This window comes from Muricoccus pecuniae (assembly GCF_014199205.1).
In the GTDB taxonomy this organism is placed as follows: Bacteria; Pseudomonadota; Alphaproteobacteria; order Acetobacterales; family Acetobacteraceae; genus Roseomonas; species Roseomonas pecuniae.
This window is the reverse complement of sequence record NZ_JACIJD010000021.1, coordinates 52311-66977: the sequence shown is the minus strand read 5'-3', so window position 1 is coordinate 66977 and position 14667 is coordinate 52311. Positions and strand designations below refer to the sequence as shown.

General features: G+C 72.7%; 18 protein-coding genes and 1 riboswitch. Of the genes, 6 read left to right on the top strand and 12 right to left on the bottom strand.

Annotated features, from left to right (window positions below; translation table 11 throughout):
* Positions 1–95 precede the first annotated feature (95 nt).
* The 3 genes from FHS87_RS18630 to FHS87_RS18620 form a co-directional block, all read right to left on the bottom strand.
* Entirely contained in the window at positions 96–1019 is a 924-nt protein-coding gene (locus FHS87_RS18630) for a LysR family transcriptional regulator (RefSeq protein ID WP_184520899.1), read from the bottom strand.
* A gap of 71 nt (positions 1020–1090) precedes the next feature.
* Positions 1091–2653 carry an ABC transporter substrate-binding protein gene (locus FHS87_RS18625; protein WP_184520898.1) on the bottom strand — a complete coding sequence of 521 codons (1563 nt, stop codon included), beginning with the start codon at positions 2651–2653 and terminating at the stop codon, positions 1091–1093.
* 126 nt (positions 2654–2779) lie between these two features.
* Positions 2780–2885: riboswitch (TPP riboswitch) on the bottom strand.
* A gap of 42 nt (positions 2886–2927) precedes the next feature.
* Complete coding sequence (locus tag FHS87_RS18620) at positions 2928–3821, bottom strand: LysR family transcriptional regulator (protein ID WP_184520897.1); 894 nt, start codon at positions 3819–3821, stop codon at positions 2928–2930.
* 189 nt (positions 3822–4010) lie between these two features.
* Here FHS87_RS18620 and FHS87_RS18615 point away from each other — a divergent pair, with 189 nt between their 5' ends.
* From FHS87_RS18615 to FHS87_RS18600, 4 genes are all read left to right on the top strand, one after another.
* Positions 4011–4934, top strand: a complete 924-nt coding sequence (locus FHS87_RS18615; RefSeq protein WP_184520896.1) for a ring-cleaving dioxygenase — start codon at positions 4011–4013, stop codon at positions 4932–4934.
* A gap of 67 nt (positions 4935–5001) precedes the next feature.
* Positions 5002–5619, top strand: a complete 618-nt coding sequence (locus FHS87_RS18610) for an alpha/beta hydrolase (RefSeq protein WP_184520895.1) — start codon at positions 5002–5004, stop codon at positions 5617–5619.
* A 23-nt stretch (positions 5620–5642) separates the two neighbouring features.
* Positions 5643–6617, top strand: coding sequence for a pirin family protein (locus FHS87_RS18605; protein WP_184520894.1), 975 nt, complete (start codon positions 5643–5645; stop codon positions 6615–6617).
* Between the two features lie 136 nt (positions 6618–6753).
* Complete coding sequence (locus FHS87_RS18600; protein ID WP_184520893.1) at positions 6754–7230, top strand: septal ring lytic transglycosylase RlpA family protein; 477 nt, start codon at positions 6754–6756, stop codon at positions 7228–7230.
* A gap of 18 nt (positions 7231–7248) precedes the next feature.
* Here the strand turns inward: FHS87_RS18600 and FHS87_RS18595 are convergent, their stop codons facing one another.
* From FHS87_RS18595 to FHS87_RS18570, 6 genes are all read right to left on the bottom strand, one after another.
* A complete protein-coding gene (locus FHS87_RS18595) occupies positions 7249–8238 on the bottom strand; it encodes a magnesium transporter CorA family protein (RefSeq protein WP_184520892.1) in 990 nt (329 codons plus the stop codon).
* Positions 8239–8387: 149 nt separating this feature from the next.
* A complete protein-coding gene (gene mtnC / locus FHS87_RS18590; RefSeq protein ID WP_184520891.1) occupies positions 8388–9101 on the bottom strand; it encodes an acireductone synthase in 714 nt (237 codons plus the stop codon).
* On the bottom strand, positions 9098–9637 hold the full coding sequence (locus tag FHS87_RS18585; RefSeq protein WP_184520890.1) for a 1,2-dihydroxy-3-keto-5-methylthiopentene dioxygenase: 540 nt from the start codon (positions 9635–9637) through the stop codon (positions 9098–9100). The genes mtnC and FHS87_RS18585 overlap by 4 nt, the downstream gene beginning before the upstream one ends.
* Positions 9634–10263, bottom strand: a complete 630-nt coding sequence (locus tag FHS87_RS18580) for a methylthioribulose 1-phosphate dehydratase (protein WP_184520889.1) — start codon at positions 10261–10263, stop codon at positions 9634–9636. Before FHS87_RS18580 ends, FHS87_RS18585 begins: the two co-directional genes overlap by 4 nt.
* Before the next feature lie 71 nt (positions 10264–10334).
* Positions 10335–10613, bottom strand: a complete 279-nt coding sequence (locus tag FHS87_RS18575) for a twin-arginine translocase TatA/TatE family subunit (RefSeq protein WP_184520888.1) — start codon at positions 10611–10613, stop codon at positions 10335–10337.
* Positions 10614–10818: 205 nt separating this feature from the next.
* Positions 10819–11337 (bottom strand): CHAP domain-containing protein, encoded by a 519-nt coding sequence (locus FHS87_RS18570; protein ID WP_246418522.1) that lies wholly within the window; start codon positions 11335–11337, stop codon positions 10819–10821.
* A 151-nt stretch (positions 11338–11488) separates the two neighbouring features.
* On the opposite strand from FHS87_RS18570, the gene FHS87_RS18565 reads away from it, so the two are divergent.
* Both FHS87_RS18565 and FHS87_RS18560 read left to right on the top strand, forming a co-directional pair.
* On the top strand, positions 11489–12859 hold the full coding sequence (locus tag FHS87_RS18565) for a putative bifunctional diguanylate cyclase/phosphodiesterase (RefSeq protein ID WP_184520887.1): 1371 nt from the start codon (positions 11489–11491) through the stop codon (positions 12857–12859).
* The gene (locus tag FHS87_RS18560) at positions 12856–13287 is read left to right on the top strand and encodes a BLUF domain-containing protein (protein ID WP_184520886.1); all 432 of its coding nucleotides are present in this window, start codon (positions 12856–12858) and stop codon (positions 13285–13287) included. The genes FHS87_RS18565 and FHS87_RS18560 overlap by 4 nt, the downstream gene beginning before the upstream one ends.
* 7 nt (positions 13288–13294) lie before the next feature.
* On the opposite strand, the gene FHS87_RS18555 is transcribed toward FHS87_RS18560, so the two are convergent.
* From FHS87_RS18555 to metW, 3 genes are read right to left on the bottom strand one after another with little or no spacing between them, the layout of a single operon-like run.
* A complete protein-coding gene (locus tag FHS87_RS18555) occupies positions 13295–13702 on the bottom strand; it encodes a hypothetical protein (RefSeq protein WP_184520885.1) in 408 nt (135 codons plus the stop codon).
* Positions 13703–13740: 38 nt separating this feature from the next.
* A complete protein-coding gene (locus FHS87_RS18550; RefSeq protein ID WP_184520884.1) occupies positions 13741–14061 on the bottom strand; it encodes a hypothetical protein in 321 nt (106 codons plus the stop codon).
* Positions 14062–14664 (bottom strand): methionine biosynthesis protein MetW, encoded by a 603-nt coding sequence (metW, locus tag FHS87_RS18545; protein ID WP_184520902.1) that lies wholly within the window; start codon positions 14662–14664, stop codon positions 14062–14064.
* Between the last annotated feature and the right edge of the window lie 3 nt (positions 14665–14667).

Genomic DNA, 14667 nt, shown 5'->3' with positions numbered 1-14667 from the left:
TTCCGCTGGACCAAGTCCGCCGACAATATCCTCGCCGCCATCCAGCGCTTCTGCCTCCAAACTCAGCAGATCGGAGGAACTACGGAATCAGGACACTAGCGCCGCGCCAGCCACTCCACGAGCTGCCCGCGCAGCCAGGCCTCGGCGGGATCCTGGTCCACGGAGGTGCGCCAGACCATGTGCGTCACCGCCTCGGGCATGGGAAAGGGCGGCGGATCGGCGGCGAGGCGGCGGGACAGCTCGCCCAGCAGAGTCAGCGTCTCCACCACCGCCTCGCTGACGAGGCAGAGCATGTCCGTGCCCAGCAGGGCGCGCGGCATCAGCGCGAAGTCGGGCACGCCGAGCACGACCTTCCGGCTCCGCCCCATCCGCTCCAGCACCCCGTCCGCGATGCCCGCGAGGTCGCCGCGCGGCGTGACCAGCAGGTGCGGGCGGGCGCAGTAGCCCTCCAGGTCCACCGGCCCGGGGGACTCCGCGTCGCGCAGCACGCGCCAGCCGCTCCGGCGGAGCACGCGCTGCTTCGTGGCGGCCGGCAGCTCCTCCACATGGCCGATGGCGGTGCTGATCTCGCGGGATTCGAGCAGGCGGGGGATGTCGCGATAGGTGGCGGGGCGGATGACCATCCGGCAGTGCGGCGCCGTCTTCCGCCATGTGGAGAGGTGGGGGAACATCGCCATGGCAACGTCCTCTGTCGTGCCGATGCGGAAGGTGCGCGCATCGGTCGCGGGGTCGAAGGGCGTGGCGCCGGCCACCGCCCCGGCCACGCCCAGCAGCGCGGGGGCGAGCTGCTCCATCAGCGCCTCCGCCCGCGGCGTCGGCTCCAGCACGCGGCCGTTGCGGACGAAGAGCTCGTCCCGGAAATAGGTGCGCAGCCGGGCCAGGGCGGCGGATGTAGCGGGCTGGGAGAGGAACAGCGCCTCCCCCGCGCGGGTCACGCTGCGCTCGCGCATCAGGGCGGTGAAGACGGGCAGGAGGTTGAGGTCGAAGTTCCGCAGCCCTGCCTCTTCCCGCCCCGCCATCCCTTCCGCCCCTCTCGTCCGGCCGCCTCCCCGCCAGGAAGGGGGATGCGGCCGGGCAGGTCAACCGGGGCTCAGCCCCGCCGGACGTTCCACAGATACGGGTTCGGCCCCTGCAGCACGCCGGAGAGATCGGCGCGGAAGCCGGTCTTCAGCACGAAGAGCCCGCTGGGCGCGAAGCCCACATGGTCCCAGGCCGTGCGCTGCACCTCGGCGAAGGCGGCGGCCTGGGCGGCGGGGTCGGGCGCGTAGAGCCAGCGCTCGATATTCGCCTCCGTCGCCGGGTCGGTCGGCCAGCCGAACCAGGCGGAGGGGCCGTCGCCGCGGATGCCGGAATTCACCGCGGGGTTGGCGATGGAGGCCGCGGGGAAGTTGGTGGGGTAGATGCTCCAGCCGCCATGATTCGCGCTCTCCCGCGAGTTGCGGCGGGTGAGCATCGCGGCCCAGTCCATCTCCTGCAGATCGACGTTGAAGCCGAGCCGGCGGAGGACATCGGCGGCCAGCCTTCCCTGCGGCGCGACGGCGGCGAAGTCGGTGGGGTTGATGACCACCACCTTCGCGCCCTCCACCCCCGCGGCGCGGATGGCGGCGCGGGCGCGCTCGAAGTCGCGCGGCGGGGCAGGGAACTCCGCCACCCCGGGCAGGGTGCAGGGGAAGAGGGCGTGGCACTCCCGCCAGTCGCCGGGCGCCGCGACGGCGGCCATGTGGTCGGGCTGGCTGATGCAGTCCCGCACGGCGCGGCGCACCTCCACCCGGTCGAAAGGCGGGTGCAGGTGGTTGAAGCGGATGACGCCGAGGAAGCCGATGGGGTCGTAGACCTGGGTGCGGATGTTGCGGTCCCGCCCGAGCAGGGGCAGCAGGTCCGGCAGGGGGTACTCGACCCAGTCCACCTCGCCGCGCTGGAGGGCGGCGCCGGCCGTCGCGCCGTCGGGGATGATGTGCCACTCCAGCCGGTCGAAATGCACGCGCTTGCCGCCCGAGGCGCCCTCGGCCGGCTCCTCGCGCGGCACATAGGCCTCGTTGCGGGCATAGGCGACGAAGCTGCCGGGGTTGAACTCGGCGGCGAGAAACTTCCAGGGGCCGCTGCCCACCATCTCCGGCACGGGGCGGGAGGGATCCGTCACCGCCAGGCGCTCGGGCATCATGAAGGGCGGCACGCCCGCCGGCTTGGCCAGGGCGTAGAGCAGCGCCGGGAAGGGGCGGCTCAGGCGGATGGTCAGGGTTCGGTCGTCCGGCGTGCCCCATTCCGCCACGGCGCGGCCGAGGATCTGGCCGAAGAGGTCCCGCGCGCACCAGCGCTTCAGGCTCGCCACGCAGTCGCGCGAGAGCACGGGCGCGCCGTCATGGAAGCGCAGCCCCTCGCGCAGGCGGACCGTGTGGAGCAGGCCGTCGGCGCTCGCCTCGTGGCCCTCGGCCATCTGCGGGCGGGGAGTGAGCTTCCCGTCCGTCGCGAAGAGCGTGTCGAAGACGCAGAAGCCGTGGGTGGTGCTGATCGTCGCGTTCTGCACGATCGGGTCGAGCGCGGTCAGCGCCGCCTGCGGTACGAAGCGCAGGGTGCGGGCGCGGGCGGGCTGGGCGAGGGCGGGGAGCGGGAGCGCGGAGAGGGCGGCGCCCCTCAGCAGGGATCGGCGATGCACGGGCTTTCCTCCATCCCGCCCGGCGGGGGCGAGGAGGGCGGGGCCTGACGGCAGGCCCGGGCGCGCGGGCGCATCCCCACCCGCCCTGGCGGAGGGGGAGGCGGCGTCGCGCATCGCGGGCGCGTGGGCGTCATGGTGCACCGATCCCTACGCCGGTCCGAACCGGGTCAGGTTCCAGGGGTCGCGGGTCTCCCCGCCTCTCAGCCCGGAATGGGCTCCCCCCGGTGTCCGGGCGGGGTATGGGCCGGATCGCGGCGCAGCGACAAGGGGACTTTCAGGGCGCCGGGCGCGGCGCCATCCCCTCGATCAGGGCGCGCCGGGCCGCGATTCCCTCCGCCACCCCGTCCATCAGGACCCGGATGCGCGGCGTGTGGCGCAGGTCGGGATGGGTAAGGAGCCAGAGGTCGGAGGCGTATTCCGGCCGCGGCGGCTCCAGCCGGCGCAGGCCCGGCCAGGTATCCCCGATGAAGCAGGGCAGGTGCCCCACCCCGATGCCCACGGCGACGGCATGGGCGAGGCTCAGCACCGTGTCGAACCGCCCGGCCAGGCGTTCCCCGGGCACCGCGCTCCGGGCGTGGCGCACCACCGCGAGGCCGGCGAGATTGTCGCCGAGGCAGACCCAGTCGCCTTCCGCGGATGCGCCCTCCGCCCCGTAGAGGGCCCAGGCGATGCGCGCGGCGCGGCGGCCGACGAGCGTCTCCGGCGGGCTGTCGGTCGCGCGCACTGCCACGTCGGCGTCGCGGCGGGAGAGGTTCAGCGCCGCGTTGCCCGTGACGACGTCGAGGCGGATCGCGGGATGCGCGCGGCGGAACCCGGCCAGGATCGGCATCAGGAGATCCGAGAGAAGGCTGTCGCTCGTTGCGATCCGCACCTCGCCCGAGGGCGCCGGCTCCTGCCCCGCGAGGCGGCGCGTGACGGCGGTGATGTCCTCGTCCACCCGCGCGGCCAGGGCCGCCACCTCCTCCCCCGCGGGGGTCAGGGAGTAGCCCTGCCGATGGCGCTCGAAGAGCGGCGTGCCGAGCAGCGCCTCCACGCCGCGCAGCCGGCGGAAGACGGTGGAGTGGTCCACGCCCAGCCGCGCGGCGGCGGCGGGCAGGTTGCGCGTCTCCGCCACGGCGTTGATAAGGCGGAAATCATCCCAGGAGAGGGTCCGGGCGGGTTCCTTCACGCGTCCTCCCTGGTGGCACCGAACGGCCCGGCCGCAGAGCCAGCGCTGGCTCACAACGCAATACCACCCCTTAGACCGCAAGAACAGGATTGCACTGCTGCAATCGGTTTCCCCTGGCCGCGGCGGGGTCGGATCCCCTTCTCTGTACCCAACGGAGCGCCGGACCCGCTCCCCTCGGAGACAGCGACCATGGCCACCAACGGCATCCACCACGTCACCGCCATCGCCGGCAGCGCGCAGCGGAACCTCGACTTCTACACCCGCACCCTCGGTCTGCGGCTGGTGAAGCGGACGGTGAACTTCGACGATCCCGGCGCCTACCACTTCTACTACGGCGACGCGGCGGGCAGCCCCGGCACCATCCTCACCTTCTTCCCCTGGGAGAACGCGGCCGAGGGCCGTGCCGGCGCGGGCGAGCTGCAGGAGACGGTGTTCCGCGTCCCGCAATCCGCCATCGGCTACTGGACGCAGCGCCTGGTGAACCACGGGCTCGATCGCACGACCCGCTTCGGGGAGACGGTGCTCACCTTCCGCGACCCCGACGGGCTGCGCCTCGCCCTGGTGGGCCTCCCCGGCATCGAGGCCGAGCCGGCCTGGGACAACGGAGAGGTGCCCGTGGAGCACGCCCTCCGCGGCTTCCACGGCGTCAGCCTGATGCTGGACAAGACCGAGGCGACGGGCGCGATTCTCTCGGACGTCTTCGGCTTCCGCGAGGTGGCGCGCGAGGGCGACACCACCCGCTTCGCCGCCGAAGGCACGGCGCTGGGCGGGATCGTGGACGTGCGCGCGGTGGGCGGCTTCCTGCCCGCGCGGCTGGGGCGCGGCTCCGTCCACCACCTCGCCTTCCGCGCGGCGGACGATGCCGATCAGGCGGAGATGGTGCGCAAGCTGGCCGAGAACCACGGCCTGCACACCACGGAGCAGAAGAACCGCGACTACTTCCGCTCCGTCTACTTCCGCGAGCCCGGCCACGTGCTGTTCGAGATCGCGACCGACATCCCCGGCTTCGCCGTGGACGAGCCGGCCGATCAGCTCGGCACGGCGCTGAAGCTGCCGCGCTTCCTCGAAGGGCACCGCGCGCAGATCGAGGCCGCGCTCCCCGCCCTCGCCTGACCACCCTGCCTGACCACCCCTGGGGGCCGCGCCATCCCGGCGCGGCCCGCGACCGGGAGACCCCGCCGTGAGCGACACCGCCCCCACCCTCATCCACCGCTTCGAGCCGGCCACCGATGCCGCGCGCCCGCCCCTGCTGCTGCTGCACGGCACAGGCGGGGACGAGAGCGACCTGATCCCGCTCGGCCGCCTCGTCGCGCCCGGCACCGCCCTGCTCTCGCCCCGCGGCGCGGTGCTGGAGAACGGCATGCCCCGCTTCTTCCGCCGCCTCGCCGAGGGCGTGTTCGACGAGGATGACCTGCGCCGCCGCACGGATGACCTAGCCGCCTTCGTCCGGCAGCAACAGGCCGAGCGCGGCCTCGCCGCCCCCGTCGCGCTCGGCTTCTCCAACGGCGCGAACATCGCGGCCAGCCTGCTGCTGCGCCATCCCGGCCTGCTGCGGGGCGCCGCCCTGCTGCGCGCGATGATGCCCTTCCGCGAGCCGCCCGCCGTGCGGCTGGACGGCACGGAGGTCCTGCTGCTCTCCGGCACGAATGACCCCATCGTGCCCGCGGCCAGCAGCGCGGCCCTCGCGCGGCTGTTGGAGGACTCCGGCGCCGCCGTGACGCAGCATGCGCTGCCGCTCGGCCACGGCCTCTCACAGATGGACGTGGCCCTCACCCGCGGCTGGCTCGCGGCCCTCTGATCCCAACAGGAAGGACCTCCTCCATGAGCGTCGAGAGCGACCCCTCGGGCGTGATGCCCGAATGCCCCGCCGGCTCCATCGGCCAGGTGATCCTGCCGCGCGTCCACGACATCGGCGGCTTCGAGGTGCGCCGCGCCCTGCCGGCGAAGGAGCGGCAGATGGTTGGCCCCTTTATCTTCTTCGACCAGATGGGGCCGGGCGAGTTCCTGACGGGCAAGGGGCTGGATGTGCGGCCGCACCCGCATATCGGCCTCTCGACCGTCACCTACCTCTTCGACGGCGAGATCCAGCACCGCGACAGCCTCGGCTCCGACCAGGCCATCCGGCCGGGCGATGTGAACTGGATGACCACTGGCCGGGGCATGGTGCATTCCGAGCGGACGGACCAGGGACTGCGGGGCCATTCCAACCGCCTCTTCGGCATCCAGTCCTGGCTCGCCCTTCCTCGCGCGCAGGAGGAGACCTCGCCCGGCTTCGTCCACCATCCCGCCGCCACCCTGCCCGTGATCGAGGATGGCGGCACGAGGCTGCGGCTGATCGCCGGCTGGGGATGGGGCGCGCGCTCCCCAGTGGAGACGCCCTCCGACCTTTTCTACGCCGATGCCGTTCTCGCCCCCGGCGCCTCCCTTCCCCTGCCCGACCAGCACGAGGAGCGCGGCGCCTATGTCGTGCAGGGCGAGGTGGAGGTGTCCGGGGACCGCTTCGAGGCCGGGCGGATGCTCGTCTTCCGCCCGGGCGACGGGCTCGCGCTCCGCGCGGGGCGGGAGGGCGCGCGCCTGCTCCTGCTCGGCGGGGCGGCGATGGACGGGCCGCGCCACCTCTTCTGGAACTTCGTCTCCTCCTCGCGCGAGCGGATCGAGCAGGCCAAGGCCGACTGGCGCGCGGGCCGCTTCGGCACCGTGCCCGGGGACGAGAAGGAGTTCATCCCCCTGCCGGAGGAGCGGGTGAGCCTGCGGGCCGCCGTCCAGGCGCCCTCGGCGGGGTCGCCGACGAGCTAGGGGGGAGCCCAGGCCCCGGCCTGCCGGCCGGTTCCGCTGCGGAGAATGCCGAAAGGGGAAACGGGCCGGCCCTATCGCCAACCCGGCCCCGCCCCGCCCGTTGATGACCTCCGACTCGGAACCGGAGGAGTGGACCATGAACAGGCCAAACCGGCCGGTCAGGGCCTCGGCTGTCCTGGCATGCCTCGCCCTCGCCCTCGCCGCACCCGCCGTTGCGGCGGAGGAGCGGAACCCGCGGGAGAGGGCCCGCCCGGGGGACGACACCTCCGGGCGCGCGCAGCGCGGCAAGGCGTCCTACTACCACCGCAGCCTCCACGGGCGGCAGATGGCCAATGGGGAGCGCTTCGACACCCGCTCGAACTCGGCGGCCAGCAGGACCCTGCCCCTGGGCACGACGGCGCGGGTGAAGAACCTGGAGACCGGGCGCACGGCCGTCGTCGAGGTGGAGGACCGCGGCCCCTATGCGCGCGGCCGCATCCTCGATGTCAGCCCGCGCACGGCCGACCAGCTCGGCATGCGGGAGGACGGCGTCGCGCCGGTGGAGATCGCGCCGATCGAGGTGCCGCAGCGCGACGGCAGCACCCGCGCGGGCGCCGCGGCCGGCGGGCGGTAGGGCCCCGCCCGCCGCCGGCTACAGCCAGCCCTTCCGCTTGAAGTAGAGGATCGGCACCACGGCGCTGACCACCATCAGGAGCAGCGCCCAGGGATAGCCCAGCATCCATTTCAGCTCGGGCATGTGCTCGAAATTCATGCCGTAGATGCTGGCCACCAGCGTGGGCGGCATCAGCGCCACCGAGGCCACGGTGAAGGTCTTGATGATGCCGTTCTGGTCCATGCCGATGATGCCCAGCACGGCGTCCAGCAGGAACTGCGCCTTGCCGTTCATCGTGTTCGCGTATTCCACGAGGGAGCGCACGTCGCGCATCAGGGTCTTGATCATCGCCTGATTCTCCTTTCGCACGGCATTCGCCTTCTCGGCGCCGACGAAGGTGAGGATGCGCGTCAGGCCCAGCAGCGTGTCGCTCGCGCGCGTCGTCACGTCGCCCACCTGACCGAGGGTGAGCAGCGCCTGGCGCAGGTCCACGTCCCGCTTGTTCGCCTTCACGCCCTGGTTGCGCGCGTTGCGGAAGGTGGTCTGGCTCGCGCGGTCCATCTCGCTCGCCGTGCGCTCCAGGATGTCGGCGAGGCGATCCACGATCTGCTCGAAGAGGTGCAGCATCACGCCGTCAGGCGTGCGCAGGATGGGCAGCGCCTGGCGCTGCGCGCGCACCGCGAACATGGAGAAGGCCTTCGGCGTCGCGTAGCGCACCGTCACCAGCGCGTTGGGGGCGAGGACGAAGGTGATGGGGGTGGAGCCGAACTCCCCCTCCTCCGCGCCGTAGAGGAAGGACGCCGTGAGGAAGAGCACCTCGCCTTCCTTGTAGAGGCGCGAGGAGCTCTCGATCTCCTGCATCTCCTCGCGCGTCGGCACCTCGATGTGCAGCGCTTCCTGAACGGCGCGCTCCTCCTCCGGCGTCGGGTTCAGCAGGTCGATCCAGGTCGCGGCCGCGATGGACTCGGGCGTGTCGGGCCCCCCGTGGACGGCGCAGGCGTTACCGCGGAGGGAATAGGTGGTCATCATGGGCGGCGCCTCCCGGTATCCGGGCGAGGGGTCAGGACTGAGAGAGCGTGGTCCGTGCCCCCGCCGATTCGGCCGCGGGCACGCCACCCTCTAGCCCCGCGCGCGGCGCCTCGCCACCGCGGGGTCATGACAGGGATGGTCTCCCCGCCTCAGCCGGAGGGCGGCTCGTCCGGCGCGGGCAGGCCGAAGCGGGCCGCGACCTCGGGGAAGGTGGCGCAGGCGGGGTGGCGCTCGCTAGCCACCGTGCCGTCCGCCGCGCGGACGAGCTGGCAGACCCGCATCCCCGCCGCCGCGGCCGCGTCCAGCTCCTCCGCCACGTCGGAGAGGAAGAGCATCTCCCCCGGCGCGAGGCCTGCCGAGGCCGCGATGGCGGCGTAGGAGGTGGCCTCGCGCTTGGGGCCGGTGCGGGTGTCGTCGAAGCCGGAAAGAATGGGGGTCAGGTCGCCCGCCTCCGAATGGCCGAAGAGCAGCCTCTGCGCCTCGACCGAGCCGGAGGAGTAAATCCGCAACGCGATCCCGGCGCGCGCCCAGGCCCGCAGGCAGGGCGCCACATCCGGCCAGAGATGGCCGCGGATCGCCCCGGACTCGAAGCCCTGGCGCCAGATCATCCCCTGGAGCGCCTTGAGCGGCGTCACCTTCTCGTCCCCCGCCATCCAGCCGCGCAGGGCCTCGGCCGGCTCCCGGCCGGGCGCGAGCACCCGCACCTCGCCGAGGATGGCGGAGACCTCCGGATCATCGGCGCGATCGCGCAGGAAGCCGTCCAGCGCCCGTTCCGCGAAGGGGAACAGGGTCTCCTTCACGAAGGCGATGGCGCTGGTCGTTCCCTCGATGTCGCAGACGACCGCGCGCGGCGGGCTCGTCACGCCGTCCTGGCCGGGAAGCGCTCCGACATGTCGGTGCCGGTGTAGTGCGGCGTCCAGCCCGTGGTGTCGGTGAAGATGCGCAGCGCCGTCACGTTCGGCTTCTCCCCCGCATCGAACCAGTGATGCGTGTCCGCCGGCACGGAGATAAGGTCGCCCCGGGTGCAGTGGGCGTCGTAGACCTTGCCGCCCACGTTCAGGATGAAGTTGCCCGCGCCCTCGTGGAAGAAGCGGACCTCGTCCTCGGTGTGGCGGTGCTCGGCCAGGAACTTGGCCCGCAGCGCCTCGGCCTGGGGATGGTCGGCGGTCAGGCGGATCACGTCGGCCGTGCCCGCGCCCGTCTCGCCCATGAGGGTGTTCAGCCGCGGGCGATAGGCTTCCAGCACCGTCTCGGCATCGGCGCCGGCGGGGAGGTCGGCCACCTCCCAGCGCTCGAAGCGCACGCCGATGGCGGCGAGCGTGCGCGCGATCTCGGCGGGGTCCTGGGTGTCCTGCAGGACGGACTGGGTGTTGGCGTCGTGGACGACGAGGCGGCTCATGGCGCGGCTCCGATCGACAGGCTGGCCATCTCGCAGGCCAGCATGAATTCCAGCCCCTCCAGGCGCGCCAGGGCGGCGTCCATGTCGGGGCCCCATACATAGACACCGTGGCCCCGGATCAAATACCCGGGAAGGATCGGGGCGGCCATGCGGGCCCAACGGGCCTCCACCGCGCGCTGCAGGCGGGCGATGTCCTGGTCGTTGTCCAGCACGGGCAACTCAACCGCGGCGTCATGGGTGGGCAGGCCCGGGAAGGCCTTGAGCAGCTCGTAGCCCTCCAGCCGGATGGAGTCCCCGGCCCGGCGGGAGAGCACGGTGTTGGCGATCGAGTGGCCGTGCACCACCGCCCCGGCCTCGGGGAAGGCGCGGTAGGTGCCGCAATGCAGCCCCGTCTCGGCGGAGGGGCGCAGGGCCGGGTTCTCCGGCGCGCCCCCGAGGTCCACCGCCATCACCGCGCCCGCGTCCAGATGCGCCTTGTGGAAGCCCGAGCGGGTGATCGCCACCCGATTCCCGGGCAGGCGGACGGAGAGGTTGCCGGCGGTGGCCGGCACCCAGTTCCGCTCCGCCATGCGGCGCCCGGCCTCGACGATCGCCTGGATCGCGGCCTCAGGGATGGGCTGGGCCATCCTCTCCTCCCCACAGAGAAACGCGCCGGCCCCCTGCGGGACCGGCGCGCCATCATGCCGTCAGGCCCAGATCAGACCGGGCCGGGGGGCTGGCGCACCACGGTGCGGTTCGGGTCGGTGGAGGAGTGGATGCCCGTGCCATGAGCGTTGGGCGACGGCAGGTTGCCTGCCGGCGGCGTGGCCGAGTTGTCGGCCATCGAGGCGTCCGTGTCGTCCTCCTTGATGTTCTTCTTGAAGGACTTGATGCCCGTGGCGAGGTCGCCCATCAGCCCGCTGATCTTGCCGCTGCCGAAGAGCAGCAGCACGACCAGCAGCACGACGAGCCAGTGCCAGATGCTGAACGAACCCATGTGACGCCCCGATATCCTTGCGTGCTCTGGCGGGCCGGCGGCCCCTGCCACGTTTCCGGGCGGAGATTAGGGCCGCGTCCTCCGGGGGTAAACCGGCACGCCAGCCCCGCGAAAGCCCGGAAAAGGACATGGGCCATCCGGCGGCCGGACGCAATGGGCGGATGACGGTTCCGTCATGAGGGGGCGTGAGGGGCGTGGGGGCGGGTCAGTCCGCCAGGGCCCAGCGCCGGGTGGGGTGGATGAAGCCGTAGGCGGGAAAGACCGTAGCCCCCACCACCCCGGCCGGCGGGTACCAGACCCGCACCTCCGTCCAGTCGTTGCGGGGGGAGACGTCGATCACCGCCTGGTCCCGCGCCACGCGCCCCTTCAGCCCGCCCGAGGCCCAGTTGGCATGGTCCACCCGGATCTCCCGGGCGCCCGTCACGCGCGACACCACCGCCACGTGCCCGTCCCGCAGGCGCGAGGTCCGCTGGAAGACCAGCACCGCCCCCGGCCGTGGCTGCGAGCCGCGGTCGTAGCGCCCGGCGGCGGCTTCCCACCACTGCCAGCCATCCCCGCGCAGATCGAGCCCCGACCGGGCCCGGGCATAGGGCACGCAGGATTGATAGCCCTCCCCCGCCTCATAGCCATGGCCGGCCGGGACCGGCCCGCGGGTGGACCCGCAAGCGGAGAGCGCGGCGCCCGCGAGCGCGAGCAGCCAGAGGCGCAGGATAGGCGCGGCCAAGTGGTGAACTTCCCCCGGGGCCTCCCCCGAGGCCCCCCGCGATCTTAGGGCGGATCGCTCGGGGACGGAACGGGTGCGGCACGTTTACGGCCTGTCCACCAAGCTCCTCCAAATTGGCCATGTCGAAACAGCGGGCGGAGGCCGTTCGGTCATGGAGGGTTCTTTGCGGCCATCCGCAAGGCGGAGCGAGGAGCGCCGCTGCGAGGCCTGCGCGCGCCCGCTCTGGCGCGGGGACACGCTGACGGAGCTTGCCGACCGTGCCGAGTTCCGCGCCCGGCTGGAAGAGGCGCTCGCCTTCGGCCGCCCCGCCCCGCTGCAGCCGGCACCGCAGGAACTGGCGGTGCTGCTCATCGACCTCGACCGCTTCAAGGGGGTGAACGACAACCTCGGCCACGCGGCCGGTGACGCCCTGCTCCGCCATGTCGGCGTGCGGCTGCGCTCCGCCCTGCGGGACGCCGACCTCGCCGCCCGGCTGGGCGGGGACGAGTTCGCCGTGCTGCTGGAAGGTCTGGCCGGCCAGGAAGCGGTCTCGCGAATCGCCGCCCGGCTGGTGGACCTGCTGGGCCGCCCCTACCTCATCGACGGCTGCATCGCCCATGTCGGCGCGAGCATCGGCATCGCCTTCGCCCGGCCGGGCTCGGAGGCGGAGCTCGTCCTGCGCCGCGCCGACCTCGCGCTCTACAAGGCCAAGTCCGACGGGCGGGGCCGGTTCCACTTCTTCGAGCAGGAGCTGGAGGAGGCGGCCGAGGCCCGCCGGGCGCTGGAATTCGATCTCCGCGCCGCCCTCGCCCTCGGCCAGTTCGAGCTGTTCTACCAGCCCCAGGTCGACCTTGCGGAGAACTGCCTCGCCGGCTTCGAGGCCCTGATCCGCTGGCGCCATCCCCAGCGCGGTCTCGTCCCGCCGGACCGCTTCGTGCCCCTGGCGGAGGAGTTGGGGCTGATGGACGAGATCGGCGAATGGGTCCTGCGGGAGGCCTGCACCGAAGCGATGCGCTGGCCCGATGCGCTGACCGTCGCCGTCAACGTGGCGGTGCCGCAATTCGCCAGCGGCACGCTGGTGAAGAAGGTGGCCACGGCGCTCTCGGTCTCGGGCCTGCCGAGCTCGCGACTGGAGCTGGAGGTGACGGAGAGCGTCCTGCTCAGCGAATCCAGATCGGCCATCGGGCAGCTCGCCGCGCTCAAGGCGCTGGGCGTGCAGGTCTCGCTGGACGATTTCGGCACGGGCTACTCCTCCTTCACCCAGCTCCGCAGCTTCCCCTTCGACCGGGTGAAGATCGACCGCGCCTTCGCCGATGATCCCGCGGTCGTGCGCGCCATCGCGGCCCTGGGCACGAATCTGGGCATGCGGACGACCGTCGAGGGCGTGGAGACGGCCGAGCAGATGGAGCGGGTGCGCGGCGAGGGCTGCACGGAGGCCCAGGGCTTCCTGCTCAGCAGGCCGGTTCCGGCGACCGAGGTGGCGGAGCTGATCGCGCGACTCGGCGAGCGCCTGGCAGGGATCGAGGAGGAAGCGCGGAAGTGAGGAAGGCCCCGCTCTGCCGGCTGGTCTATGTCAGCCGGAGCGCCCTGTCGGGCTCCGCGGCGGAGAACGAGCGCGAGGTCATGCAGATCCTCAATGCGTCGAGGCGCAACAACACGCGGGACGGGATCACCGGCGCCCTGCTCTTCAGCGAAGACTGCTTCGCGCAAGTGCTGGAGGGCAGCCGGGCCGCGGTGGAGAAGGTGTTCGAGCGAATCCAGATCGACGAGAGGCATCGAGGCACCGTGGTCCTGGCCTGCGATCCCGCCCCGGCGCGGGAGTTCGGCGAATGGGCCATGGCCTATGTCGGTCGGGAGGCGGCCCGCGAGGCGCACTACGCCCAGTTCACCCGGGAGAACCGGGCGGCCATCGCCTCGCAGGAGGTGCTTGGTCTCCTGCGCGGCGCGATCGCCCGGACGAGCGCGGCCTGAGAAGGGATCAGGCCGGGGCGGACAGTTCCGCCAGGGCCTCCGCCCGGGGCGGCACCTCGGCCATGGGCGCGTCGATTCCCGCCGTCCAGGCCCGGCCGCCGCGCGGGCGCGGGGCGAAATGGGCCCGCAGCGCGCGCGTCGCCTCGATCCGGGCCACGTCGAACATGCGCCACCCCTCCCCCGGATCGCCGGGACCGCGGGCGAGGCCGGCGGTCTGCCAGGTGAGCAGCCCGACCTTCCCCGTGCCCATCCGCCCGATGGCGTGCGGGTGCACGACGCGCCAGGCGCCGCCATAGAGCAGCTCCATCGCGCGCCGCTCCCGCACTGCCCGGGACAGGCGGGCGACACGGCGGCGGAGGGTGGGGGGAATTGGCGGGGACGGGTCGGCCGGAAGCCCCGCGAGGGTCTGGCGCATGAACCCCATATGGTGCTCAGGCGCTTGTTTTTGAAGGGCTATGCCCCCTCCATCCCGGCGAACCATTCCGCATAGGGCGTGTTCTTCGCCAGGTGCCTGTTGAGGTCCGGCGCCCCGTCCTCCCACCAGGGCGGACCCCGCTCCCCGAGCGCGCGCTTGGCCTCGTCCACCCCGGCCCGCGCGGCCTGCAGCGCGGCCTCGTCACCCGATCGCAGGGCCGTGCCCACCGCGCGCCGGGCGGCCATCAGTTCTCGGGTGAGCAACGCACGGCGCTCCTCGGGCAGAGAGGGGTCGGCCATGCGCCAGAGCCGGCCGCGCACCACGAAGTAGCGCCCGTCGGGCGTGACGGGATGGCGCAATCAGCCCTTCCGCCGCAGCAGGAAGAGGGCCTGCTCCCCGAAGAGGTTCGCCAGCCGCAGGCTCTCGCGCCAGGGCGCGCGGCTGCCGTGCTCGTCCACCGCCAGCCAGGCATCTACGGCGTAGCCGTCCCTCTCGCAGAGGGCCACGAAGTCGAGGATGGTGCAGGGGTGGATATTCGGCGTCTCGTACCACGGGCGGTTCCAGGTGTCCGTGTCCGGCATCCGCCCGGTCCAGAGCAGGCGCCAGCGCATCTGCCAGTGGCCGAAATTGGGGAAGGAGACGATCGCGTGGGTGCCGATGCGCAGCATCTGCCGCAGCACCTCCCGCGGCCTCTCCACGGCCTGCAGCGTGCGGGAGAGCACGACGTAGTCGAAGGCTCCGTCGGGGTAGTGGGCGAGGTCGGCATCGGCGTCGCCATGGATCACGGCGAGGCCCGCCGCCACCGCGCGCGTGGCCTCGGCCATGTCGATCTCGATGCCGCGGGCATCGGCACGCTTCTCGCGCGTCAGGTGCTCGATGAGGGCGCCGTCGCCGCAGCCGATGTCGAGCACCTTCGCGCCCTCGGGGATCATCTCCGCGATCAGGCGGAGGTCGAGCCGCATGTT